This is a genomic window from Streptomyces sp. NPDC001502 (assembly GCF_042894785.1).
Classification (GTDB): Bacteria; Actinomycetota; Actinomycetes; order Streptomycetales; family Streptomycetaceae; genus Streptomyces; species Streptomyces kutzneri.
Genome location: NZ_JBIAVW010000011.1, coordinates 248,795 through 273,578, shown reverse-complemented (window position 1 = coordinate 273,578; position 24,784 = coordinate 248,795). Strand labels below are relative to the sequence as shown.

Below are 24,784 nucleotides of genomic sequence, written 5' to 3'. Positions count from 1 at the left end.
TGGTCTTCGTCTGCCCCTCGAACTGGGGCTCGCCCAGCTTCACCGAGATGATCGCCGTCAGACCCTCACGGATGTCCTCACCCGCGAGGTTGTCGTCCTTCTCCCGCAGCAGCTTCTTGTCCCGCGCGTAACGGTTCACCAGACCCGTCAGGGCCGCACGGAAGCCCTCCTCGTGCGTACCGCCCTCGTGCGTGTGGATCGTGTTCGCGAAGGAGTAGACCCCCTCCGTGTACTGCGAGTTCCACTGCATCGCGATCTCGACCGAGAGCATGCGCTCCTTGTCCTCGGACTCGACGTCGATGACGGTCGGGTGGATGAGCTCACCCTTGCGCGAGTTGAGGTACTTCACGAAGTCGACGATGCCGCCCTCGTAGTAGTACTTCACCGTGCGCGCCTGGGGCTCGGCCGCGTCCGCGTCCGGGTCGTCGGCGCCCGCGGTGGCCTTCGCCGAATCGCGCTCGTCGGTCAGCGACAGGGTCAGGCCCTTGTTGAGGAAGGCCATCTCCTGGAAGCGCCGCGAGAGCGTCTCGAAGGAGTACTCGGTCGTCTCGAAGATGTCGCCGTCGGCCCAGAAGGTGACCGTGGTGCCGGTCTCGGCGGTCTCCTCGTTCTTCGCCAGGGCGGCGGTCGGGGCACCGAGCTTGTAGTCCTGCGTCCAGCGGTAGCCGTCACGCCGCACCTCGACCGCGACGCGCGTGGACAGCGCGTTGACGACGGAGACGCCGACGCCGTGCAGACCGCCGGAGACGGCGTAGCCGCCGCCGCCGAACTTGCCGCCGGCGTGCAGGACGGTCAGGACGACCTCGACGGCCGGCTTGCCCTCGGACGGCACGATGTCGACCGGGATGCCTCGGCCGTTGTCGACGACCTTGACCCCCCCGTCGGCCAGGATCGTCACGTCGATGGTGTCCGCGTGCCCGGCCAGGGCCTCGTCGACCGAGTTGTCCACGACCTCGTAGACGAGGTGGTGCAGACCACGCTCGCCGGTCGAGCCGATGTACATGCCGGGCCGCTTGCGGACCGCGTCCAGGCCCTCCAGGACCTGGATGTTGCTGCCGGTATACGAAGATCCACCTGCCTCGGCGGCCTCGCCGTCGGCGGTGGTCTCGTTCTTGTCGTTGGGGTTGCCGGAATCGGCCACGAAGCGCCCTTTCTGGCACAGCACAGGCCGAACTCCGGGCCAGCAGGCATGCAAGCAGGAGCGGCTGCGTCGATCTGCGTTGTCAGCGTTTGTCAGCGGGATCCCGCAAGCGGGCGGGATTTGCTTCAGTCTACCGGTACCACCGACATGAATGGGGGTTTGCCGGTACCTGAGTCCGCATGTGCCGCCCTGAACCTCCTCTCTCCGACTCCCCACATCCGGGAAGGGGCTCAAAGAGGCTCACACGGGCATCCAGCCCTTCGGGCTGTCAACCTCCGACTACCGTGAGGGACACCACCCGAATCCGCCGATCTCCAGCCCCGCCGGCCCCGTCGGCCACGCCGGACACTCCGGCCCCGCCGGCGTTCGAGGCGCGGGGTCCGGGGCGGATCCCCGGGGTCCCGCGCAGCGGGCTGCATGTAACCGCACGGGCAGCCCCGCAGGGGACCGTCACCCGTAGGTGTCCCCGGGACCCTTGCTGCCCGGCGCCCGCCACGGCCCGTAGCCCTTCGGCCGTCCTCCGGGCCCCTGCACCTTGATCAGGCGTACGGTGCCCTGCCCCAGATCCGCGTTCAGCCGCGCGACCAGCTGCGGAGCCAGCAGCTTCAGCTGGGCCGCCCACGCCGAGGAATCGCACCGCACGACAAGTTCACGGTCCTCGTAGCGTTCCGGTTCACAGTGGGCCGCGATCTCCGGGCCGACGATCTCCGGCCAGCGCTCCATCACGCCCGCCACCGCCATCGGCATCTCCCAGCCGCGTTCGGTGCGCAGCCGGTCCAGCGCCGCCATGAGCGGCATCGGGTCCCGGCCGTCCGCGCGTGCTCCCGAGCGCAGCCCCGGCTGCTGGCGCTTCTTCCCGACGGCCGCGTTGCCCCGGGCCCGCGCCTGCTCCCGCGCCGCCGCGAGGGCCTGGCGCGCGAGGTCCACCCCGGAGGCCTCCGGGGTCCTGCGACCCTCCTGCGGGTCCTTGGCTTGCTCGTTCACAGCCGGGTCACCTCACCGCCGGACACCCCGAACCGCGTTCCCACCAGCACCCCCGGGACGTCGTCGTCGACCGCCGCGGTCACCAGGACCTGCTCGCCCGGAGCCACCAGCTCCGCCAGCCGCTCCCGGCGCCGCGTGTCCAGCTCGGCGAACACGTCGTCGAGGATCAGCACCGGCTCGCTGCCCTCCGAGCGCAGCAGCTCGTAGGAGGCCAGCCGCAGCGCAAGCGCGTACGACCACGACTCCCCGTGGCTCGCGTACCCCTTCGCGGGCAGTTCGCCGAGCCGCAGCACCACGTCGTCGCGGTGCGGGCCCACCAGGGTCACACCGCGCTCGATCTCCTGCTTGCGCACCTCGGCCAGCGCGGCCAGCAGCACCTCGTAGAGGGCTTCGCGGGTGCGCGCCGTGCCGCTGTCCACCGGCTCGCCGGCCGAGGACTTGTACGCCAGCCCCAGCGGGCCCCCGCCGGGCGCGAGCTGCTCGTAGGCCTTGTCCGCCAGCGGCAGCAGGGTCGCGATCAGATCCAGCCGCTGCGCGAGCAGCTCCGCACCCACGCGCGCGAGGTGCTGGTCCCACACGTCGAGGGTGGAGAGGTCCAGGGAGCGGCCGCCGTGCCGGCGGGCCATCGCCGCCGACTTCAGCAGGGTGTTGCGCTGCTTGAGCACCCGCTCGTAGTCGGAGCGGACCGCGGCCATCCGCGGCGAGCGCGCCGTGACCAGCTCGTCCAGGAACCGGCGCCGCTCACCCGGGTCGCCCTTGACCAGGGCCAGGTCCTCCGGGGCGAACAGCACCGTCCGTATGATCCCCAGCACGTCCCGCGGCCTGACCTGCGAGGACCGGTTGATCCGCGCCCGGTTCGCCCGGCCGGGATTGAGCTCCAGCTCCACCAGCTGCCGGCGCTCGCCCTGGGTGACGGCCGCGCGGATGATCGCCCGGTCCGCGCCCATGCGTACGAGCGGGGCGTCCGAGGAGACCCGGTGGCTGCCGAGGGTCGCGAGGTAGCCGATCGCCTCGACGAGGTTGGTCTTCCCCTGGCCGTTGGGGCCCACGAAAGCGGTGACGCCCGGGTCGAGGGGAACCTCGGCCCGGGCGTACGAGCGGAAGTCGGCCAATGAGAGATGCGAAACGTGCATACGGCGCCGACCTCCCCCGGCTTCCAACTGCTCGCTGTGGTGCTGTGCCGCCGTACTGCCGTACCGCTGCGGCCCTGTGCTGCGAAGTGCTACTTCTTCTCGACCGCGTGGCCGCCGAACTGGTTGCGCAGCGCGGCGATCATCTTCATCTGCGGGGAGTCGTCCTGCCGCGAGGCGAAGCGCGCGAAGAGCGACGCGGTGATCGCGGGCAGCGGTACGGCGTTGTCGATCGCCGCCTCCACCGTCCAGCGTCCCTCGCCGGAGTCCTGGGCGAAGCCGCGCAGCTGCTCCAGGTGCTCGTCCTCGTCGAGGGCGTTCACGGCCAGGTCCAGCAGCCAGGAGCGGATGACGGTGCCTTCCTGCCAGGAGCGGAAGACCTCGCGGACGTCGGTGACCGAGTCCACCTTCTCCAGGAGCTCCCAGCCCTCGGCGTAGGCCTGCATCATGGCGTACTCGATGCCGTTGTGGACCATCTTCGCGAAGTGGCCCGCGCCGACCTTGCCGGCGTGCACGGCGCCGAACTCGCCCTCGGGCTTGAGGGCGTCGAAGACCGGCTGCACACGGGCCACGTCCTCGGCGGCACCGCCGTACATGAGCGCGTAGCCGTTCTCCAGGCCCCACACGCCACCGGAGACACCGCAGTCGACGAAGCCGATGCCCTTGGCCTTCAGCTCCTCGGCGTGCTTCTCGTCGTCGGTCCAGCGGGAGTTGCCGCCGTCGACGACGATGTCACCGGGCGACAGCAGCTCGGCGAGCTCGTCGACCGTGGACTGGGTGGCCGCACCGGCCGGGACCATGACCCACACGACGCGGGGGGCCTGCAGGCTGTCCACAAGCTCCTGCAGGCTGTGGACATCCGCGAGGTCCGGGTTGCGGTCGTATCCGATGACGGTGTGGCCTGCGCGGCGGATGCGCTCGCGCATGTTGCCGCCCATCTTGCCGAGACCGACGAGACCAAGCTCCATCAGGTGGTTCCTTAAGCGTTGTGGCCGTCTTTGCCGGGGCTTCCCCGGCCGTGTCCTCGCCGGACGCGCAGGGGGGTCGCCCACCGGATCCGAGCCTACGCCGGGCCGTGGCGGCGGGCCTTGCGGGCGCTCCATGACGGCCGGTCCGGGTTCACGGGATTCCCGGTCCCCGGCGTCCTCCCCAGCCTGTGGACGACGCCGGGCCCGGTCCCGCTGCGTGCGAGACCGGGCCCGGCGTCCACAGGTGGAACGTCAGCCGGACAGTCGCACCGGCATGATCAGGTACTTGTAGGCCTCGTCGGCCTCCGCGTCGATCGCCGGGCGGCCGCTGAGCAGCGCGGGCTTGGTCGACGTGGTGAAGCTGAGCTGGGCCACCGGGGAGGCGATCGCGCTCAGACCGTCCAGCAGGAAGGTCGGGTTGAAGGCGATCGAGATGTCGTCGCCGTCCAGCTGGGCGTCGACCCTTTCCACAGCCTGTGCGTCGTCGGAGGAACCGGCCTCCAGGATCAGCACGCCCTTCTCGAAGCTGAGGCGGACCGGGGTGTTGCGCTCGGCCACCAGGGCCACGCGCTTGACGGCCTCGACGAAGGGCGCGGTCTCGATCACGGCGATCGAGTTGAACTCCGTCGGGAACAGCGTCCGGTACTTGGGCAGGTCGCCTTCGAGCAGCCGGGTGGTGGTGCGGCGGCCGGCGCCCTCGAAACCGATCAGGCCCTCGCCCGCACCGGAACCGGACAGGGCCAGCGTGACGGTGTCACCGCTGGTCAGCGAGTTGGCGATCTCCTGGAGCGTCTTGGCGGGCACCAGGGCCACGGCCGACGCGTCCGGGTTCTCCGGCTTCCACAGGAACTCGCGGACCGCGAAGCGGTAGCGGTCGGTGGAGGCCAGGGTGACGCGGTCGCCCTCGATCTCGATGCGGACACCGGTCAGCACCGGCAGCGTGTCGTCACGGCCGGCGGCGGTGGCCACCTGCTTGGCGGCGGAGGCGAAGACCTCGCCGGCCACGGTGCCGGTCGCGGTCGGCATCTGCGGCAGTGCCGGGTACTCCTCCACAGGCAGGGTGTGGAGTGTGAATCGCGAGGAGCCGCAGACCACGGTCGCCCGTACACCGTCTGTGGAAATCTCCACCGGGCGGTTGGGGAGGGCGCGGCAGATGTCGGCGAGCAGCCGGCCGGAGACCAGGACGGTGCCGTCCTCCTCGACGTCCGCCTCGACGGAGACCCGGGCCGAGACCTCGTAGTCGAAGCCGGAGAGGCTCAGGGTGCCCTCCTCGGCCTTCAGCAGCAGGCCCGCGAGAACGGGCACCGGCGGCCGGGCCGGGAGGCTACGGGCGGCCCAAGCCACCGCCTCCGCGAGTACGTCGCGCTCCACCCGGATCTTCACCGGAACCGCCTCCTGCTGTTGCTCGCTCGTCTGCCGGCCTTCGTCGTCGGCTCGTCGATGCCTCGACCGATGCCGGGGACCAGTCTGACGTACGGCGCCGACACTCGGTGCGGCTGGCGGTCAAGTCGGGAGCGAGGCGTCGGGGCGGGCGATCGACGAGTTGTGCACAGGACCCGCTTGAAAACCGAAACCGGCCTAACTCTCTATGGGGGTAGTAGTAGGGCCTGTGGAAACGGTGGATAAGCCCGTTCTCGCAGGTCAACCCCGGTTTTTTATCCACCGACCCTGTGGGTGACACCGGTGGACAACCCCGTGTCCCTGTGGAGAACGAAAAGTTCTGCACAGGCTGTCCCCAGGAGACCCCGATTACTCCACAGGTGTGTCCCCAGCTTTCCCCCGGTACTCCACAACCCAAACGTCTACATCGGTGTGACCGCTTTCACTCCGGGCGGTGAGAGGGGGTGGTGTGTTGCCGAACAGTGGACAAGGCTGTGGAGAAGGCCGCGCATCCTGTGCACAGGACGTGGAAACCTGTGGGCCGACGGTGGACAACGCCGTGGACAGGGCTGTGGACGAAATATTTGTCCACAGCCTGTGGATGACGTTTGTGCACAATTCCACAGGGGTCTGACCAGCCCTGATGGAGCCTCACCCCGCACGCCTGTGGACAGATTGTGGGCGACGCGACGCGTCCCCAGGCTGTGGACGGAAGAAAGTCTCCCAATCTGTGGATGAGTTGCTCAAGCGGGGGCGTATTCGAACAGGTCAGGGGCGCGCGAACGAAGAAGGGCGCCCCCGTTGTGGACCGGGAGCGCCCTCTGGATGCGTTTGAAGGGGCCCTGAAGCGGCCCCGAACCGGGTGTCGGGGGGCCGCGCTCAGGCGTTCTTGATGCGGTTGGTGAGCTCGGTGACCTGGTTGTAGATGGAGCGGCGCTCGGCCATCAGAGCGCGGATCTTGCGGTCCGCGTGCATGACGGTCGTGTGGTCGCGGCCGCCGAACTGGGCCCCGATCTTGGGCAGTGAGAGGTCGGTGAGCTCCCGGCACAGGTACATGGCGATCTGCCGGGCGGTGACCAGGACCCGGCTGCGCGAGGAGCCGCACAGGTCGTCCACGGTCAGGCCGAAGTAGTCGGCGGTGGCCGCCATGATGTCGGAGGCCGTGATCTCCGGCGCGCTGTCCTCGCCGCCCGGGATCAGGTTCTTCAGGACGTCCTCGGTGAGGCCCAGGTCGACCGGCTGCCGGTTGAGGCTCGCGAAGGCCGTCACCCGGATCAGCGCCCCCTCCAGCTCGCGGATGTTGCGCGAGATGCGGGAGGCGATGAACTCCAGTACCTCCGGCGGGGCGTTGAGTTGCTCCTGGACGGCCTTCTTGCGCAGGATCGCGATACGGGTCTCCAGCTCGGGCGGCTGGACGTCGGTGATCAGGCCCCACTCGAAGCGGTTGCGGAGCCGGTCCTCCAGAGTGACCAGCTGCTTGGGCGGCCGGTCGGAGGAGAGCACGATCTGCTTGTTGGCGTTGTGGAGCGTGTTGAAGGTGTGGAAGAACTCCTCCTGCGTCGACTCCTTGCTCGCGAGGAACTGGATGTCGTCGACGAGCAGGATGTCCATCTCGCGGTAGCGCTTGCGGAACGCGTCGCCCTTGCCGTCGCGGATGGAGTTGATGAACTCGTTGGTGAACTCCTCCGAGCTCACGTACCGCACCCGGGTGCCGGGGTAGAGGCTCCGCGCGTAGTGCCCGATGGCGTGCAGCAGGTGCGTCTTGCCGAGGCCCGACTCCCCGTAGACGAAGAGGGGGTTGTAGGCCTTCGCGGGTGCCTCGGCGACGGCCACCGCGGCCGCGTGCGCGAAGCGGTTGGAGGCGCCGATGACGAAGGTGTCGAAGAGGTACTTGGGGTTCAGCCGTGCGGTCGGCTCCAGCGGGCCCGAGGTGGAGCCGCCGGACGGGGACGGCGGCGCCGCGGGCCGGCCGGGGGCCTGGCGCGGCGCCGGCTGCTCGTACTGCTGCTGCTCGTATTGATGGGGCTGGTGCTGCTGCTGGGCCTCGTACGGGGACGGCTCGTACTTCTGCTGCTCGTAGGAGCCCTGGTCGTAGCCGGAGGGCTCGGGCTGCTGGAGGTAGCCCGGCTGCGGGGAGGCGTACGGGTCGCGCTCGGGGAAACCGCCGAGGCGCGGCTGCTGCCAGCCGTAGTCGTCCTGCTGGCCGCCGCGGGGCCAGGCGCCGGGCTCGGGGCGCTGCTGCTGGTAGTCCGGGTAGGCCGGGCGGGCGGTGGGCAGCTGGTCGTCGCCGGGGCCGCCGGGGCGCTGGCCGCCGTACGGCTCGTACCCGCCCTGCTGCTGGACCTGCGGAGCGGGGGGCGCGGGCTCGCCGGCGGAGTCGTCCACGGTGATGGCGATCCGGATGGGGCGGCCGCACTCACGGCTGAGGGCGTCACTGATCAGCGGGGCGAGCCGGCCTTCGAGGACGCGCTTGCCCCATTCGTTGGGGACGGCCAGCAGTGCGGTGTCGGCGACGAGTGCCAGGGGCTGACACCGCTCGACCCACTGCTTGTCCTTGGGCTCGATCCCCGGCTGTCCCTCCCCGAGGAGCTTTTCGAGCACCCTTGGCCACACTGCGGCAAGATCGGCAGGTACGTCAGCCACAGAGCACGCTCTCTCACAGGGGTCCCACGAATGTGTGGTTCTTTGGGACGGTCGGGACAAAAAATCCGGGGTCAGGCAACGGTAGTCAGGCCAGCGGGTACGGTTCAAGTCGTTGTCCACAGCCTGTGCACAGTGTGGGGCCACGTCGGCTCGGTTTGACCGGATGGCGTAGCCGCGCGTACCGTAACGAGGTCGAGTTGTCGATGGCTGCTGCCGCCTGCCTACCGATGGGCGAAGGTCACTGATAGTGATCATTTAGCGGTGCCACTCGGGCGAACACGCGAGTTTCCTCGTGGGCGCACGGTGACAGCCAGGCGATGTCCCGCCACAACGATTCATTCTCTGGAGCCCCCGAGTGAGCAAGCGCACCTTCCAGCCGAACAACCGCCGTCGTGCCAAGACCCACGGCTTCCGCCTGCGGATGCGTACCCGTGCCGGTCGCGCGATCCTCGCGAACCGTCGTGGCAAGGGCCGCGCCGCCCTTTCCGCGTAACCACACGCAGGTCGTGACGTCGTGCTGTCTCCCGAGAATCGGCTGAGGCGGCGCGAGGACTTCGCGAGCGCGGTACGTCGAGGTCGTCGGGCTGGTCGCCCGCTCCTCGTCGTCCATCTACGTACAAGCGGTGCAACGGACCCGCACGAGTCGGGGGAGATCGATCCCTCGGCGCGTGCGGGTTTCGTCGTCAGCAAGGCTGTCGGCAACGCCGTCATACGTAACCGGGTCAAGCGCCGTCTGCGCCATCTGGTCCGCGAGCGGCTGTCTCAGCTGCCCGCCGGTAGCCTGGTGGTGGTACGCGCGTTGCCCGGAGCGGGTGATGCCGGCCCCGACGAGCTGGCCCGGGACCTGGATGCCGCTCTGGTGCGGCTCCTGGGAGGCGTGGCTCGATGAAGTACCCGCTGCTCGCTTTGATCAAGCTGTACCAGTGGACGATCAGTCCGCTGCTCGGGCCGGTGTGCCGCTACTACCCGTCGTGTTCGCACTACGGGTACACGGCCATCGACCGGCATGGTGCGGTGAAGGGGACGGTCCTGACCGCCTGGCGGATCCTGCGGTGCAATCCGTGGTCCCCGGGTGGCGTGGACCATGTCCCACCCCGTAAACGCCCGCGTTGGCACGAGCAGCTGCGCAGTGCGTTGCGTAGATCTCGCAATGCTCAAGGAGCCTGATTAGTGGACACGATTGCCAGTCTGTTCAGCTTTATCACTTACCCCGTCTCGTGGATCATCGTCCAGTTCCACTCGCTGTACGGGGCGATCTTCGGTGAGTCGAGTGGGTTGGCCTGGGGCCTGTCCATCGTGTCCCTAGTGATCTTGATCCGTATCTGCCTGATCCCGCTCTTCGTGAAGCAGATCAAGGCGACGCGGGGTATGCAGGCGCTCCAGCCGAAGATGAAGGCGATCCAGGAGCGCTACAAGAACGACAAGCAGCGTCAGTCCGAAGAGATGATGAAGCTGTACAAGGAGACGGGTACCAACCCGCTCTCCTCGTGCCTGCCCATCCTGGCGCAGTCCCCGTTCTTCTTCGCGCTGTACCACACGCTGTCGAACATCGCCGATGGCAAGCCGGTCGGTGCGATGGACCAGCAGCTGGTCGACAGTGCCCGTGCGGCCAAGATCTTCGGTGCGCCGATCGCCGCGAAGTTCATGGACAGCCCGGAGAAGGTCGCCGCCCTCGGCGCGACCCTGACGGACGTCCGGATCGTGACCGCCGTCATGATCATCATGATGTCGCTGTCGCAGTTCTACACCCAGCGTCAGCTGATGCAGAAGAACGTCGACCTCTCGGTCAAGACGCCGTTCATGCAGCAGCAGAAGATGCTGATGTACATCTTCCCTGTGATCTTCGCGGTCATGGGCATCAACTTCCCCGTCGGTGTTCTCGTCTACTGGCTGACCACGAACGTGTGGACCATGGGCCAGCAGATGTACGTGATCAGCCAGAACCCGACGCCGGGCAGCAAGGCGCAGGACCAGTACCTGACCCGCCTGCTGAAGCAGATCAGCACGCACGGTGAGCTCAAGGGCCGGGGCCGGAAGCGGGTCGTCGCGGCGATCGTCGCCAAGGGCCCGGACCGCAATGACAACGAGCGCAAGTTCATCGCCGCCCTCACCAAGCAGGGCATGGCCGCGCAGCCCGACGGCTCCGTGATCAAGAGTGTCGAGGCCACGGCAGACTCGGATGCGGCGAGCGGCGGTGCCGCGAAGCGGCAGCAGCCGAAGCGCCAGTCGAAGTCGCAGCGTCAGACCCCCAGCAAGCCCGCTCCCAAGAAGTAAGAAGGAGTCCCTCCCGTGACGGAAGGCACCACCACCGCCGCCGCTGAGAGTGGCGACACCCTGACCCGCCTTGAGCAGGAGGGTGAGATCGCGGCCGACTACCTTGAGGGTCTGCTGGACATCGCCGACCTGGACGGCGACATCGACATGGACGTCGAGGCCGACCGGGCCGCGGTGTCGATCGTCAGTGACTCGGCCAGCCGTGATCTGCAGAAGCTCGTGGGCCGCGACGGTGAGGTTCTGGAGGCTCTGCAGGAGCTGACCCGCCTCGCCGTGCACCGGGAGACCGGGGACCGCAGCCGGCTGATGCTGGACATCGCCGGGTTCCGCGCGAAGAAGCGCGAGGAGCTGGCGGCGCTGGGCGCCCAGGCCGCGGCGGACGTGAAGGCGTCCGGCGAGCCGCTGAAGCTGGCTCCGATGACCCCGTTCGAGCGGAAGGTCGTCCACGACGCCGTGGCGGCCGCCGGTCTGCGCAGCGAGTCCGAGGGCGAGGAGCCGCAGCGCTTCGTCGTTGTGCTCCCGGCCTGATCGTCGGCGCGAGTTGTTCGGCCCCGTCTGTGTCGCAGGCGGGGCCGATGTTTGTCAGCCTGGCCTGACAGGTGAACGACGCCTCATCTTGAAGACGTGGTTTTTTCAGAACCATGCGGTACGGAAGGACGGTCCCCGTGACGGAGGCAGCTGAGCTTCCCCCGGCGCCTGAAGAGGCGCGCGCGGTGTTCGGTGAGTTTTTCCCGGAAGCTGTGCGGTACGCGGAGCTGCTGGCGGACGCAGGAGTCAAGCGGGGCCTGATCGGGCCGCGTGAGGTGCCGCGCCTGTGGGAGCGGCACCTGCTGAACTGCGCTGTGCTGTCGGAGGTGGTGCCCCAGGGCGTCACCGTGTGCGACGTGGGTTCGGGCGCGGGTCTGCCCGGTATTCCGCTCGCTCTGGTGCGACGGGATCTCAAGATCACGCTGCTCGAACCGCTGCTGCGGCGTACGACCTTCCTCCAGGAGGTCGTGGAGCTGCTGGGCCTGGACCACGTCACGGTGGTGCGGGGGCGGGCCGAGGAGGTGCTGGGCAAGCTGCAGCCGGTGCACGTGGTGACGGCGCGGGCGGTGGCTCCGCTGGACCGGCTGGCCGGCTGGGGTGTGCCCCTGCTGCGACCGTACGGCGAGATGCTGGCGCTGAAGGGCGACACCGCGGACGAGGAACTGGTGTCGGCGAAGACGGCGCTGGCGAAGCTGGGTGTGGTGAAGACCTCGGTGCTGCACGTGGGTGAGGGTCTGGTGGACCCTCTGTCGACGGTGGTGCGGGTCGAGGTCGGAGAGAGCCCTGGAGGGGTGAGGTTCGCGGCCAAGCGGGCTAAGGCGGCCCGGGTGGGACGCACCCGCCGACGCCGGTGATTCTCCGCTGATTCGCTGACGGCCGGGGCCCACACGGGAGATTTCATCCGTGTTGGGCCCTATAGGTATGGATTTCGGAGTGTCGTAGCGGCCGGAAGACTCCCTCCGGGCATCGTGTTTCACGTGAAACGTCGCTCTCTGCTGCACGGAATCATCAGCCGCGGTCGTGCGGCTGCGTCCCCCCGCCAGCGCAAGGACGCAAGAGGGACAGAGTTGTCCACATCGGTGGATTCATCCACAGGACTACGGGCCCCGCTGGTTCGCGACCCGGGTGCCATGGGAGGCTCTGTTCATCGCGAGCCTGATGTCGAGGAGAGTGACACCGTGCGGTCCGACGCCAACCTCGCGGGGCCCATGGCCGATCCGGTCCCCGGGCCCCGCTCTGAACCGGCGGGTGAGGATGTTTCACGTGAAACATTGCCTCCCCCTCTTGTAGACAACGACACCCCCATCGGCCGAGCCGCCCAGCAGGCGGTCGAGGCCCTGGGGCGCGCCGGTGAGAGGCTGCCCCGGCCGAATCAGACCCGGGTCATCGTGGTCGCCAATCAGAAGGGCGGCGTGGGCAAGACCACGACGACCGTGAACCTGGCGGCCTCACTCGCGCTGCACGGTGCACGGGTCCTGGTGGTCGACCTCGACCCGCAGGGCAACGCGTCCACGGCGCTGGGTATCGACCACCACGCCGACGTGCCGTCCATCTACGACGTGCTCGTGGACAGCCGGCCGCTGCTGGAGGTCGTCCAGCCGGTGGTGGACGTGGAGGGGCTCTTCTGTGCCCCGGCCACGATCGACCTGGCGGGTGCGGAGATCGAGCTGGTGTCGCTCGTGGCGCGGGAGAGCCGCCTCCAGCGGGCGATCCAGGCGTACGAACAGCCCCTCGACTACATCCTGATCGACTGCCCTCCTTCGCTCGGCCTGCTGACGGTGAACGCACTGGTGGCCGGCGCGGAGGTGCTGATCCCGATCCAGTGCGAGTACTACGCACTGGAGGGCCTGGGTCAGCTGCTGCGCAATGTCGATCTGGTGCGGGCCCATCTCAACCCGACGCTCCACGTGTCCACCATCCTGCTGACGATGTACGACGGCAGGACACGGCTGGCCTCGCAGGTGGCGGAGGAGGTGCGCAGCCACTTCGGCAAGGAGGTGCTGCGGACGAGCATCCCCCGGTCGGTGCGCATTTCCGAGGCGCCGAGCTATGGGCAGACGGTGCTCACGTACGACCCGGGTTCCAGTGGCTCCCTCTCCTACCTGGAGGCAGCGCGAGAGATCGCGTATCGGGGGGTCGGCATTCAGTACGACGCTCGGCACGCCCATCTGGGCCCGGGCACGAACAGCACGCAGAGTGTGGCGGAGGGGATCCAGTGAGTGAGCGACGTAGGGGTCTGGGGCGGGGACTCGGTGCGCTGATTCCCGCGGCTCCGCAGGAGAAGACGCCGCCGGTGATCAGCGCCGGGTCGACGTCCCCGTCGGCGGTGCCGACGCTGGCTTCGGAGCGGGGGGTCGCGGCGGCGAAGCTCGCTGCGCTCGTACAGGCCGATGTTTCACGTGAAACATCGCTCGCGGTCGTCCCGGTGGCCGATCCGGAGCCCCAGCTCCAGCCTGAGACGGAGAGCAATGTGGTGGCGGGGGCGACGTTCGCCGAGCTCCCGATGGACGCGATCACGCCGAACCCGCGCCAGCCGCGCGAGGTGTTCGACGAGGACGCACTCGCCGAGCTGGTGACCTCCATCCAGGAGGTGGGCCTGCTCCAGCCGGTGGTGGTGCGGCAGGCGGCCCCCGGCCGCTATGAGCTGATCATGGGTGAGCGGCGCTGGCGTGCCTGCCGCGAGGCCGGGCTGGACGCCATTCCGGCGATCATCCGGGCGACGGACGACGAGAAGCTGCTGCTGGACGCGCTGCTGGAGAACCTGCACCGGGCTCAGCTGAACCCGCTGGAAGAGGCCGCGGCCTACGACCAGCTGCTCAAGGACTTCAACTGCACCCACGACCAGCTGGCCGACCGGATCGGGCGCTCGCGTCCTCAGGTGTCGAACACGCTGCGGCTGCTCAAGCTCTCCCCTCCGGTGCAGCGCCGGGTGGCCGCGGGTGTGCTGTCGGCCGGGCACGCGCGTGCGCTGCTCTCGGTGGAGGACTCCGAGCAGCAGGACAAGCTGGCGCACCGGATCGTGGCCGAGGGTCTGTCGGTGCGTGCGGTCGAGGAGATCGTGACGCTGATGGCTTCGGAGCCGTCGAGCACGGTGAAGCCGAAGGGTCCGCGTGCGGGTGCCCGGGTGGCTCCCGCGCTCAGCGAGCTGGCGACGCGGCTGTCGGACCGGTTCGAGACGCGGGTGAAGGTGGATCTGGGCCAGAAGAAGGGCAAGATCACTGTCGAGTTCGCCTCGATGGAGGACCTGGAGCGGATTCTGGGGACGCTGGCGCCGGGCGAGGGCCGGGTGCTGGATCAGGGTGTTGCCGGGGAGTGATCCCCGGGCCGCCGAGGGGCGGATCGCGACGGTGCACACCGACGCGATCCGCCCCTTCGCTTTGCTGTCGAAGAACGATCGACCAGTGGATACGATGCGGTCATGGGTCGTCGGCTGGTACCGCTCACGCTGGACAACCTCCAGGATCTGCCCCGTCGTTGCCGGTCCTGTGTGTTCTGGGAGCTGGACCCGGTCAGTGGTGAGGCCGCGGTGAAGGCGGGTACTCCGGCGCAGGAGAAGGAAGCGTGGATCTCCGCCGTCCTGCTGGAGTGGGGATCCTGCGGCCGAGTGGTCTATGTGGACGAGATTCCGGTGGGCTTCGTCCTCTACGCGCCGCCGGCGTACGTGCCGCGGGCCACTGCCTTTCCGACCAGCCCGGTCTCGCCCGATGCCGTGCAGCTGATCACCGCGTGGATCATGCCGGGGTACCAGGGGCAGGGGCTGGGGCGGGTCATGGTCCAGACGGTGGCCAAGGACCTCCTGCGGCGGGGGTTCCGGGCGATCGAGGCGTTCGGGGACGCGCACTGGGAGGGTCCGGCGTGTCTGCTGCCCGCGGACCATCTCCTGGCGGTGGGCTTCAAGACGGTACGGCCGCATCCGGTGCATCCGCGGTTGCGGCTGGAGCTGCGGTCCACGCTGTCCTGGAAGGAAGACGTGGAGCTGGCGCTGGACCGGCTGCTGGGCGCGGCGCGCAAGGAGCCGGCGCTGCGGCCGCTGTGAGCACGAGACGCGGAACGGGGCCGCCCCAGGGAGGGGCGGCCCCGTTTCACGTGAAACATCGCTCGCGTCAGGCGGTCTTGACCTCGACGAACTCGGAGAGGTCGCGCAGGATGGCGGCCTTCGGCTTCGCGCCGACGATGGTCTTGGCGACCTCGCCGCCCTGGTAGACGTTCAGCGTCGGGATGGACATGACGCCGTACTTGGCGGCCGTGGCCGGGTTCTCGTCGATGTTGAGCTTGACGATCTCGATCTCGGGGTGCTCGGCGGCGATCGCCTCGAGGGACGGCGCGATCTGGCGGCACGGTCCGCACCAGGCGGCCCAGAAGTCCACCAGTACGGGCTTGTCGCTCCTGAGGACCTGCTCGTCGAAGTCAGCGTCGGTCACGTTCTTGAGGGTGCCGGCCACAGCGGCCTCCTTCTTCTTTCCTGCGGGGTGTGGGATGGGGAGGTGCGAGGGTCAGGACGGTCAGACCGCTGCGTGGAGCTTCTCGGCGTCCGCGAGCGCGGCGAGGAAGCGCTCGGCGTCGAGGGCGGCGGAGCAGCCGGTGCCCGCGGCGGTGATGGCCTGACGGTAGGTGTGGTCCACGACGTCGCCGGCGCCGAACACGCCGGTGGCGCTGGTCCGGGTGGAGGGGGCCTCGACCTTGAGGTAGCCCTCCTCGTCGAGGTCGAGCTGGCCCTTGAAGAGCTCGGTGCGCGGGTCGTGGCCGACGGCGATGAAGAGGCCGGTCACGGGCAGGTCGGAGGTCTCACCGGTCTTGGTGTTGCGCAGGGTGAGGTTGGAGAGCTTCTGGTCACCGTGGATCTCGGCGACCTCGCTGTCCCAGGCGAACTTGATCTTCGGGTCGGCGAAGGCGCGGTCCTGCATGGCCTTCGAGGCGCGCAGGCTGTCACGGCGGTGGACGATCGTGACGGACTTGGCGAAGCGCGAGAGGAAGGTGGCCTCCTCGATCGCGGTGTCGCCGCCGCCGACGACGGCGATGTCGTGGTCCTTGAAGAAGAACCCGTCGCAGGTGGCGCACCAGGAGACACCGCGGCCGGAGAGGGCGTCCTCGTTGGGCAGACCGAGCTTGCGGTGCTGGGATCCGGTGGTGACGATGACGGCCTTGGCGCGGTGCACGGTGCCGGCGGTGTCGGTGACGGTCTTGATCTCACCGGTGAGGTCCACGGCCACCACGTCGTCCGAAATCAGCTCGGCGCCGAAGCGCTCGGCCTGAGCACGCATGTTGTCCATGAGGTCGGGGCCCATGATGCCGTCCTGGAAGCCCGGGAAGTTCTCCACCTCGGTGGTGTTCATCAGGGCGCCACCCGCGGTGACGGCACCTTCGAAGACCAGCGGCTTGAGCGAAGCGCGTGCGGTGTACAGGGCGGCGGTGTAACCGGCCGGCCCGGAGCCGATGATGATCACGTTTCGGACGTCGCTCACGGGTTTCTTCCTCGTTTCTGCGGACTGCGTACTGCCTACCGGGGGCCGGTGCGGACTCTCACCCCACCCAACGGATCCTACGGCGCATGCATTCCCCACCCGCTCCACAAGGGCCCCGAACACCTCGGCTACCGCGGATAGGTGCTCTTCAGAAGGACCTTTCCGGGGTCTGCCGGACCGGTCCGCTCGCACGCCGTGTCGACGAGGTAGGCGTCCACGCGGGCCGAGTCGGCCGGGTGCGGCAGGACGAGGAGGTAGACGGGGGTGCCCTGGTAGGTGCCGCGTTCGGTGGCGAGCGGGGTGTCGGGCCGGCCGGTGGCCTGCTGGACACAGGCGGGGACGGAAGGAGCTGCCCGCTTGTCGCCGGGAACGGTGTTCTCCAGTCCGAGGGTGTTGTTCTGCTCCTCGGGAACGTTCTTGGCGCCCTGGCCACCCGCGATGAGCTGTCTGACGCTGTCCTGGAGTCCCTGAGCCGTGTAGTTGCCCTCGCCCTCGCCCACAGCAGCGGCGGACGGCTGCGCCGCGGAGTCGGATGCGGCGGTCCCATGGGTGGGCGCGCCCGAGAAGTCGCCGAACAGGAAGATGCCCAGGGCACAGGCGGCGGCTCCGGTCAGACCGGCGAGGACGGCGATCCGGCGGCGCGCGCGGCGTCGCCCGGGGCCGGTTGGGCCGGTCGGGTGGCCGGCGGGCCGGGGGTACCTCCCAGCGGTAGCTGGGGGCGTTCCACGTGAAACATCGCGGTCCAGGGTGCGGGGCCGGTCGGCCGGTGCGGCCTGGACCCGCGGCTGGGTGGCGTCGAGAAGGGCCTCTGCGGCGAGGGCCGCGTCGATGCGCCCGGCGATGTCGGCCGGCATCCGGGCCGGGCCCGGAAGGGTGCCGAGGAGGGAGCGGATCTCCTCCAGGGAGGCGCGGACATCGGCGCACAGGGCGCAGTCGCCGAGATGGCGGCGGATTTCGGCGGTACGGGACGGGGAGAGAAGACCTTCGGTCAGGTCGGAGATCTCCGAGACGTCCGGGTGCCGGATCGTGCCGGTCGTGCCAGTGGGCGGGGTCACGGTCGTCCACCTCCGCCCTTCACAGTGTCTGGGTCTGGATGCCTGGGTTCTGCCGCTGGTGGGACGGGTGGGCCCGGCGTCCGGTTCCTTCCCCGCTCGGTGGCGGTGTTATCCCCGGCATTCGTGCGCAGATGAGTGAGGAGCGGCACGAGTTTCGCCCGGCCGCGTGCGCACCGGCTCTTCACGGTGCCGGTGGGGACGTCGAGGATCCGGGCGGCCTCGGCGACGGGGTATCCCTGCATGTCGACGAGGACCAGCGCGGCGCGCTGATCGGCCGGGAGGGTGCTCAGAGCGGCCAAGAGCTGGCGATGGAGGTCCTGGCGCTCCGCAGGGGCCTCCGCGGACTCGTGGGGCTCCAGGAGGTGCTCCAGTCGGTCCGTGTCGTCGAGGGGCGCGGTCCGGCGCGAGGCGGCCTTGCGGGCGCGGTCCAGGCAGGCGTTGACGGTGATGCGGTGCAGCCACGTGGTGACGGCGGATTCCCCGCGGAAGGTGTGGGCGGCCCGGTAGGCGGAGACCAGGGCGTCCTGTACGGCGTCCGCGGCCTCCTCCCGATCGCCGAGGGTCCGCAACGCCACGGCCCACAGCCGGTCGCGGTGGCGCCGCACGAGCTCACCGAAGGCGTCGGGATCCCCCGCGGTGTGCAGCGCCAGGAGTTCCTGGTCGCTGCTGCCCTCCGTGGTTCCTTCTCGCATCACACCCTGCTTCCTCCCCGGATGGAGCCCAGGGGGTGTCTTGCCGGTCAGGCCGGGCTCGCGGTGGCCGACAGGACACCCCCTAGGGGCGTCGGCCGGGCGCGTGAAGAATCACGCGGCCCGGCCACCGAGAGGCCGCGCACGGCCGGGCGGGTGCGCTCAGGACGACGGGCCGAGCACCTTGATCTCGCTGATTCCGCCCCGGAAGGTGCCCTCCCCGTCGGGGGGCAGCTCGGTGATGTGGACCAGCACGTAGCGGGTGAGCACCGGATCTTGGAGCGTGACCTGGAGCTTCTTGCCGGCGCGGTCCAGCTGGCTGATCGTCTGGCTGAAGTCCGACAGCGAAGTGGGGTGGGAGGCCGCCGGCGGCGCGGCACGGACCTCGATCTCCTGGTCGGCAACGTGCAGAGCGATGTCGAGCCCGGACACGTTCTGGAGACTGCCGAGGTCGACGATGATGCCGCTGCCGTCCTTGCGTTCGTCCAGATTGCCGAACTTGGGCCAGCCCTTGTACTGGGGGGTGATCCAGGCGGTGCCCGGGTTGCCGTCCACGGTCTTGCCGACGTCCTTCGGCTTGGTGGCCTCGTCGTGCGGGGAGAACTCGGACGTGTCCGTGATCGGCAGCTGCTTCCCGGGTTCGGGCTGCTTCGGGTTGTCGTCGGTGCCGGTCTTGGGGTTGTTGTTGGTGCCGCTGTTGCCCTTCTGGGTGTTGTGGTCCAGGAGGGTGTCGGCCAGCTGCCAGCTGCCCAGGCCGAGGGCGGCGATGAGCAGGGCGGCGACGCCCCACTTCAGCGCCCGGCCGGTACGGCTCTGCAGCGGGGGCGGCGGGGGCGCGACGGGCCGGATCTGCGCGGTGTTCACGCCAGGAGGCGTGGGACGGCCGTAGTTCCCCTGCTGGTAGGTGGTGTGCTGGTACTCGGGCGGGGCGGTGAAGGCGGGCTCCGGCGGCCGGATGCGGGGCATCGCGGCCACGGCCTTGGCCAGCTCGTCCGGGGTGGTGCAGGCGGGTTCCTGACGGGAGGCGGTGGCCCCGTCGTTGGCGAGCGCGCGCATGGTGAGTTCGCCCAGGCCCCGGTGGACACCGGCGCGTACCTGGTCGGGGGCGATCAGGCCGACGCCCTTGGGCAGGCCGGTGAGGCCGTACGCGTCGCTCTCGTACGGCCAGCGCTGGGTGAGGGCGGCGTACAGGAGCGCGCCGATGGCCTCGGTGTCGGCCCGCTGCGGGGTCTCGCTGGTGATCCCGCGCAGGGCGGCGTTCACGGCGAGGCCGCGGATGCGGTACTGGCCCGTGGAGGTGCGCAGTATCGCGCTGGGCGTCAGCCGCAGATGGGCGAGACCCTCACGGTGCGCGGCGGCCATCGCCTGGGAGACCTGGCTGACGAGCTGGTAGGCCTCGTGGGCTTCCAGGGGGCCGGCGGCGAGGAGGGCGGTGAGCTCGGTGGCGTCGGGCAGCCACTCGTGGACGACGTAGACGAGGTCGTTCTCCTCCACGGCGTCCAGGACCTGCACGAACCGCGGGTCGCCGAGCAGGGCGGAGGACCGGGCGGCGGCCAGGACGGAGCGGGCGCGCGCGTGGTCGGCGGGCATCAGATGCACGCCCACGGCCCGGCGGAGTTTCTCGTCCATCGCGCGCCAACTGCTGAATCCGTCCACACGGGTGACGCACTCTTCCAGCCGATAGCGTCTGGCGAGCTTGTGTCCGCTGTGCAGTTCGGGTGCGGCCGCAGGGGCCGGGTTGGTGCGTTCGCCGTCCTTGTCGGGCATGGGTCCGTCCGCGGCTCGTCCGTTCTGGGTGTCCACCCCGTCGGACGTGGCCTGTGCCGCCTGAGCGGTCAGCGGCTCATTGCCGCTGTTGTCGGCCACGTCGACGGCAGCCGTGCTACGTTCCGCCACCGTCGTTCCCGCCTCCCCATCCGTTGCGCGCTGTTAGGCCAGTCTGCGAAGCCATGCCAATTGTGCCCACAGTCCGACGCTAAGCACGACACACGAAAGGGGGCGACGGTTGTGCGCATCAGCGCCCCAAACGTCCGCGGACCATTCCGACCATCGCGTTGAGCTCTTCGATTCGCATCCGCTTGGCGGCGATGAGGAACACCGCGGCCAGGGCGATACCGCCGGCGAGGAGGGCGGTGGCGGAGCCGGTGACTCCGCTGCCCAGCCACTGGGTGACCCCGAAAGCGGCCGCGCCGGCCACGGCGGCGGCCGGGACGCAGGCGCCGGTGAGACGGGCGTAGGTGCGCATGACGTGCGCCCCGTCGAGGTCGCCACCGAGCCGGGTGCGCAGGCGGCGCCAGGCGACGCCGACGCCGACGGCGTAGCCGAGGCCGTAGGCGGCGGCCATGCCGACCACCGCCCAGCGGGCGGGCAGCACGAAGAACGAGAGCGCGGAGACCGCCGCGTTGACGGCGGCGACGATGACGGTGTTGTAGAAGGGCGTGCGGGTGTCCTCGTAGGCGTAGAAGCCGCGCAGGACCACGTACTGGATGGAGTACGGGATCAGGCCGAGGCCGAACGCCATCAGGATGTAGCCGATGTTCTGGGCGCCCGCGCCCGAGCCGGCGTAGAGCAGGGTGGCCATCGGGACACCGAGCGCGAGGAACGCGAAGGCGCAGGGCACGATCGCGACGGCCGAGGTGCGCAGCCCGTAGGAGATGTCGTCGCGGACCGCGGCGGCGTCGCCGTCGTGCGCGGAGCGGGAGATGCGGGGCAGGACGGCCGTCATGACGGAGACGGTGATGATCGCCTGCGGCATCTGCCACAGCAGCAGCGCGTAGTTGTATGCGGTGATGCCGGTACCGGGGTGGCCCTGCTTCTCGGCGACGGACCCGGCCCAGGTGGCGAGCTGGGTGACGACCACGAGGCCGACCTGGTTGGCGAGGACGAAGAAGAACGTCCACTTGGCCAGGCGGGCGGCCTTGCCGAGGCCGTGGCCCCGCCAGTCGAAGCGCAGGCGCGGCTTGAAGCCCGCGTCGCGCAGGTACGGGAGCATCGCGAGGGCCTGGACGGTGAGGCCGAGCAGGGTGCCCAGGCCCAGCAGGCGCACGCCCTCGGGCGTGACGGTGGTGGCGTTGACGCCGGAGGTGGTGAAGCCGCCGAAGGCCCAGATGAAGGCGCCGAAGGTGGCGATGACCACGATGTTGTTGAGGACCGGGGTCCACATCATCGCGCCGAAGCGGCCGCGGGCGTTGAGGATCTGACCCAGGACCACGTGGATGCCCATGAAGAACATGGTGGGCAGGCAGTAGCGGGCGAAGGCGACCGCGACGTCCATCTGCTGGGGATCGGAGGCGATCTTCGGCGACATCATCGTGATGAACACCGGTGCGGCCAGGACGCAGATGGTGGTGATGCCAGCCAGCAGCACCACGACGAGGGTGAGCAGCCGGTTGGCGTACGCCTGTCCGCCGTCGCTGTCGTTCTTCATGGCCCGGACCAGCTGCGGGATGAAGACGGCGTTCAGGGCGCCGCCGCCGACCAGCACGTAGATCATCGTGGGCAGGGTGTTGGCGATCTGGTACGTGTCGTTGAAGGTGCCGACACCGATGGCACCGGCGATGACCAGGGTCCGCAGGAAGCCGGTGATGCGGGAGACGATGGTGCCCGCGGCCATCAGCGCGCTGGACTTCAGCAGGCTCGACGCCCGTCCGGCTGGCTTGCTCGGCGCCGGTGCGGCGACGGGCGCCTCCTCGGCGGCCGTGCGGGGCGCCGCCTCCTGGTCCCGGTACAGGTGCGCGAAGGCGTCGGGTTCGGGCTGCTCGTCCGAGGCACCGGTGACGAGGGAGTCCACGCCGACGAACTGGGTGGTGGTGGCGTGGTCGCCGTACGGCAGGTGGCGCGAGGGGCCGTCCGGCTCGGGCGGCGGGGTCTGGGCCCAGACGCGCGGGTCGGGGGAGTACGAGGGCGCGGTCGGCGCGGCGTAGAGCGGGCCGGGCTCCTGGTAGGTGCCGGGCGGCGGCGGCGGGTGCGAGGCCCGGTCGTAGAGCACCTCGGCGACGGGATCCTGGGCCGACAGGTCCTGGGACCGGTACGGGTCGTGGTCGTAGGCATCCTGGACATACGGGTCACGCTCCGGCGCGGGCGCAGGCGCGGGAACCTGCCCGGGCACCGGGGTGCCCGGGGCAGTGCCCTGGGAGGGCGCAGGCCCACCAGTGCCCTGCGCGCGGTCACCGTCGTACGGCGCGTTCATCGAAACCCCACCTCATCGTCCCCAGGCCGACCGGCCACGGCGTCAATCAACGGTCCACTGTCTCACTCGTGCCGGACCCCTCGGTGCTTTGCGCTCCGGTGTCCGGGGACTCGTCACTCGGCTGCGTGCTCTCCTCGGCGGCCGCGCGTGCTGCGACGCGCTTGCGACTGGCGTACATCTTGATGCCTGCCAGGACCAGGAGGAGCACACCGCCGGCGATGACGAGCATCACGGTGGGCGTGATCTCGGTGGCCTCGACGGTGAACTTGCGTTCCTTGCCATAGGGGACGCCGTCCTTGGTGAACAGCTGCGCCGTGACCTCGACGGGGCCGCTCGCCGTGGCGTTGGCGGTGAACTTGACCGTCTGGGTGTGGTCGCCCTGGACGGTGACCTGCTGCTCGTCCTGGCTGAACATCAAGCGGGTCCGGTTGGCGGACTTCACCCGCAGAACGAGGTCGTGGACATCCTGGACCAGGCTGTTCTGGACGCTGACCGGGATGGTGGCGCTGTGTCCGGACAGGGTGGCGTCGGACTTCGGGACGACCTTGACCTTCTCGGTCAGACCGATCAGGTAGTCCTGCACCTGGTCCCGGTAGAGGCGGGCCTCCTCGGGGCGCCCGCGCCAGGAGGTGGACATCTCCCGGTTGGTGGTGTTGCCGAAGGGGATCTCCACGCGATCGGGCGCGGCGAGGATCATCTTGAAGCGGTTGAGGGTGTTCTGCGTGGTGCGGATCTTCTCGAAGGCCGACACCGGCAGCTCCTGCTTGCGCAGGGCCTCGGGGTACTGGCCGGCGCCCGGCACCTGGGTGGTGGCTCCGGGATCGGGCTTGGCGGCGGCCGCGGCCTCGAGGTCCGCGGGCTGGGTCCAGCGGCCCGCCTGGAGGCCGCGTACGGCCTCGGCCATCGACTGGACCTGGCTGACGCTGGGCGTCCGCTGCGGGGCCACGACGAAGCTGCGCGGCTCGTCGGTCTTCTGCAGGTTCAGGGCGAGGCTGTGGGCGAGGAACCGCTGCACGGCGAGCGTGGAGGTCCCGGCGTTCAGCATGTCGCCGTCGAAGGCGGTGGACAGGTCGGCGTCGGCCACGACCGCGGTCGTGCCGGCGCCGATGGGACGGGCGGCCGAGGGCGTGTAGCCGAGGGCGCCGCTCTCCACGAGGCTGTCGCTGCGGGTGAGGACGTTGTGGGCGCCCGCCGAGGTGGCGACGTTGACGATCGAGGGATCGATGGCGCCGTCCACGGGCCAGGAGAAGTCCGTGGACGCGGGGACGTGCAGGACCGTCTCGACGGCCTGCTTCGCCTTGTCGGTGGCGGGGCGCAGCTGGCCCAGGGTGCCCGAGACGTCCTTGCCGTGATGGGCGAGGGAGGCGAGGTCGGGGTCGGCGAACGGCAGGGCGACGACCTTCTTGCCCTGGACGGCCGCCTCCAGGGAGCTCAGCCACTGCTCGGCGACGGCCTTGCTCTTGCCCTGGACGGGCTTGCCGCCCGGGCTGCGGACCCGGTAGCCCTTGGTCATCGCGTCGACCGTGTAGAGCAGGTCGGGGTCGATGACCCAGGTGATCGGCAGGTCCTTGCCCAGGGTGACCATCTGCTCCAGGCGCCCGCCCGGCCTGAGCTCGTCGGCGAGGGAGTCGTCGAGGAAGACGGGGGTCTGCAGCTCGTCGGAGCCGGTTTCCGCCGTCACGCGGGTGGTGGAGATCAGCGGCCAGGCGTAGGTGAGCTGGGAGCGCTTGGCGGCGGCCTCCGGCTGCCAGGGCAGGAAGGTCCGCTTGATGCCCATGACCTGCTCGGACGGCCGGCTCTCGGTCACCCCGGACAGGGAGACGCCGAGCTGGTAGACGCCGTCCTTGTCCAGCTCCAGCTTGTTCACCGGGATGGTGAGCGTGAACTCCTGGCTGATCTTGGACGGCAGGGAGGCGATCTTCACCGCGTAGGCCGGGTCGATCTCGCCCGGGTCGGCGCCGGCCCGGAAGCCGGTGCGCTCCGCCGCCTCGTCGACGGACGTGCGGTCCGCGAGCGCGGGCCCCACCCGCAGACCGACATGTGCGTCGGTGATCGTCTCGCCACCGGTGTTGAGCACGGTGCCCCGGATGGTGAGCGTGTCGCCCTTGACCGGTGCCGTGGGGGCCATGGAGGTCAGCTGGACGTCCACGGACGCGGCCTGCGCGGCCTCGGCCCGCGGGGCGGGAGAGTAGATCAGCGCGGCCAGTACGGGCGTCCCGGCGAGCAGGACGATCGCCCGCCGCAGCCACCGGCGCCGGGCAGGAGCGGGGGACGCCCCCTGGTTGTCTGCCGCCTCGGCCACGCGCTAGCCCGTCCCTCGAAGTGTCAGTGGTCGTCTTTT

General features: G+C 69.8%; 22 protein-coding genes. 9 read left to right on the top strand and 13 right to left on the bottom strand.

Features of this window, described 5'->3' with window-relative positions; genetic code table 11:
* The 6 genes from ACFY0D_RS21840 to dnaA all read right to left on the bottom strand — a co-directional run.
* On the bottom strand, positions 1 to 1,165 hold a 1,165-nt coding region (locus tag ACFY0D_RS21840), incomplete at its 3' end, for an ATP-binding protein (protein WP_390799757.1).
* A gap of 426 nt (positions 1,166 to 1,591) precedes the next feature.
* The gene (locus tag ACFY0D_RS21835; RefSeq protein WP_390799756.1) at positions 1,592 to 2,125 is read right to left on the bottom strand and encodes a DUF721 domain-containing protein; all 534 of its coding nucleotides are present in this window, start codon (positions 2,123 to 2,125) and stop codon (positions 1,592 to 1,594) included.
* Entirely contained in the window at positions 2,122 to 3,258 is a 1,137-nt protein-coding gene (gene recF, locus ACFY0D_RS21830; protein ID WP_390799755.1) for a DNA replication/repair protein RecF, read from the bottom strand. The genes ACFY0D_RS21835 and recF overlap by 4 nt, the downstream gene beginning before the upstream one ends.
* Positions 3,259 to 3,347: 89 nt before the next feature.
* Positions 3,348 to 4,223, bottom strand: a complete 876-nt coding sequence (gnd, locus tag ACFY0D_RS21825; protein WP_033214929.1) for a phosphogluconate dehydrogenase (NAD(+)-dependent, decarboxylating) — start codon at positions 4,221 to 4,223, stop codon at positions 3,348 to 3,350.
* Positions 4,224 to 4,475: 252 nt separating this feature from the next.
* Entirely contained in the window at positions 4,476 to 5,606 is a 1,131-nt protein-coding gene (gene dnaN / locus ACFY0D_RS21820; RefSeq protein ID WP_030956769.1) for a DNA polymerase III subunit beta, read from the bottom strand.
* A gap of 876 nt (positions 5,607 to 6,482) precedes the next feature.
* Complete coding sequence (gene dnaA / locus ACFY0D_RS21815) at positions 6,483 to 8,501, bottom strand: chromosomal replication initiator protein DnaA (protein ID WP_390799754.1); 2,019 nt, start codon at positions 8,499 to 8,501, stop codon at positions 6,483 to 6,485.
* Positions 8,502 to 8,601: 100 nt separating this feature from the next.
* Between dnaA and rpmH the strand changes: the two genes are divergently transcribed.
* The 9 genes from rpmH to ACFY0D_RS21770 all read left to right on the top strand — a co-directional run bounded on the left by rpmH (position 8,602) and on the right by ACFY0D_RS21770 (position 15,084).
* Entirely contained in the window at positions 8,602 to 8,739 is a 138-nt protein-coding gene (rpmH, locus tag ACFY0D_RS21810) for a 50S ribosomal protein L34 (protein WP_008741645.1), read from the top strand.
* 21 nt (positions 8,740 to 8,760) lie between these two features.
* The gene (gene rnpA, locus ACFY0D_RS21805) at positions 8,761 to 9,135 is read left to right on the top strand and encodes a ribonuclease P protein component (protein ID WP_362389471.1); all 375 of its coding nucleotides are present in this window, start codon (positions 8,761 to 8,763) and stop codon (positions 9,133 to 9,135) included.
* Entirely contained in the window at positions 9,132 to 9,413 is a 282-nt protein-coding gene (yidD, locus tag ACFY0D_RS21800) for a membrane protein insertion efficiency factor YidD (protein ID WP_075970728.1), read from the top strand. The genes rnpA and yidD overlap by 4 nt, the downstream gene beginning before the upstream one ends.
* Before the next feature lie 3 nt (positions 9,414 to 9,416).
* Positions 9,417 to 10,520: a membrane protein insertase YidC gene (gene yidC / locus ACFY0D_RS21795; protein WP_301368980.1), complete on the top strand. Its 1,104-nt coding sequence runs from the start codon at positions 9,417 to 9,419 to the stop codon at positions 10,518 to 10,520.
* Positions 10,521 to 10,535: 15 nt separating this feature from the next.
* Positions 10,536 to 11,048 (top strand): R3H domain-containing nucleic acid-binding protein, encoded by a 513-nt coding sequence (locus ACFY0D_RS21790; RefSeq protein ID WP_030008408.1) that lies wholly within the window; start codon positions 10,536 to 10,538, stop codon positions 11,046 to 11,048.
* 137 nt (positions 11,049 to 11,185) lie between these two features.
* The gene (gene rsmG, locus ACFY0D_RS21785; RefSeq protein ID WP_351150416.1) at positions 11,186 to 11,902 is read left to right on the top strand and encodes a 16S rRNA (guanine(527)-N(7))-methyltransferase RsmG; all 717 of its coding nucleotides are present in this window, start codon (positions 11,186 to 11,188) and stop codon (positions 11,900 to 11,902) included.
* A gap of 276 nt (positions 11,903 to 12,178) precedes the next feature.
* The gene (locus ACFY0D_RS21780) at positions 12,179 to 13,267 is read left to right on the top strand and encodes a ParA family protein (protein WP_390799753.1); all 1,089 of its coding nucleotides are present in this window, start codon (positions 12,179 to 12,181) and stop codon (positions 13,265 to 13,267) included.
* Entirely contained in the window at positions 13,264 to 14,364 is a 1,101-nt protein-coding gene (locus ACFY0D_RS21775) for a ParB/RepB/Spo0J family partition protein (protein ID WP_390799752.1), read from the top strand. Before ACFY0D_RS21780 ends, ACFY0D_RS21775 begins: the two co-directional genes overlap by 4 nt.
* A 102-nt stretch (positions 14,365 to 14,466) precedes the next feature.
* Positions 14,467 to 15,084, top strand: coding sequence for a GNAT family N-acetyltransferase (locus tag ACFY0D_RS21770; RefSeq protein WP_150258246.1), 618 nt, complete (start codon positions 14,467 to 14,469; stop codon positions 15,082 to 15,084).
* A gap of 67 nt (positions 15,085 to 15,151) precedes the next feature.
* Here ACFY0D_RS21770 and trxA read toward each other — a convergent pair whose 3' ends face one another.
* The 7 genes from trxA to ACFY0D_RS21735 form a co-directional block, all read right to left on the bottom strand.
* Positions 15,152 to 15,490, bottom strand: a complete 339-nt coding sequence (gene trxA, locus ACFY0D_RS21765; RefSeq protein ID WP_301368988.1) for a thioredoxin — start codon at positions 15,488 to 15,490, stop codon at positions 15,152 to 15,154.
* Between the two features lie 60 nt (positions 15,491 to 15,550).
* Positions 15,551 to 16,510, bottom strand: a complete 960-nt coding sequence (gene trxB / locus ACFY0D_RS21760) for a thioredoxin-disulfide reductase (RefSeq protein ID WP_390799751.1) — start codon at positions 16,508 to 16,510, stop codon at positions 15,551 to 15,553.
* 128 nt (positions 16,511 to 16,638) lie between these two features.
* Positions 16,639 to 17,565, bottom strand: coding sequence for a hypothetical protein (locus ACFY0D_RS21755; RefSeq protein WP_390799750.1), 927 nt, complete (start codon positions 17,563 to 17,565; stop codon positions 16,639 to 16,641).
* The gene (gene sigM, locus ACFY0D_RS21750; protein ID WP_390799749.1) at positions 17,562 to 18,257 is read right to left on the bottom strand and encodes an RNA polymerase sigma factor SigM; all 696 of its coding nucleotides are present in this window, start codon (positions 18,255 to 18,257) and stop codon (positions 17,562 to 17,564) included. Before sigM ends, ACFY0D_RS21755 begins: the two co-directional genes overlap by 4 nt.
* A gap of 159 nt (positions 18,258 to 18,416) precedes the next feature.
* Complete coding sequence (locus tag ACFY0D_RS21745; RefSeq protein ID WP_390799748.1) at positions 18,417 to 20,150, bottom strand: protein kinase family protein; 1,734 nt, start codon at positions 20,148 to 20,150, stop codon at positions 18,417 to 18,419.
* A 118-nt stretch (positions 20,151 to 20,268) separates the two neighbouring features.
* Complete coding sequence (gene murJ, locus ACFY0D_RS21740; protein WP_390799747.1) at positions 20,269 to 22,443, bottom strand: murein biosynthesis integral membrane protein MurJ; 2,175 nt, start codon at positions 22,441 to 22,443, stop codon at positions 20,269 to 20,271.
* A gap of 46 nt (positions 22,444 to 22,489) precedes the next feature.
* Positions 22,490 to 24,745: a DUF6049 family protein gene (locus tag ACFY0D_RS21735; RefSeq protein ID WP_390799746.1), complete on the bottom strand. Its 2,256-nt coding sequence runs from the start codon at positions 24,743 to 24,745 to the stop codon at positions 22,490 to 22,492.
* Positions 24,746 to 24,784 lie beyond the last annotated feature (39 nt).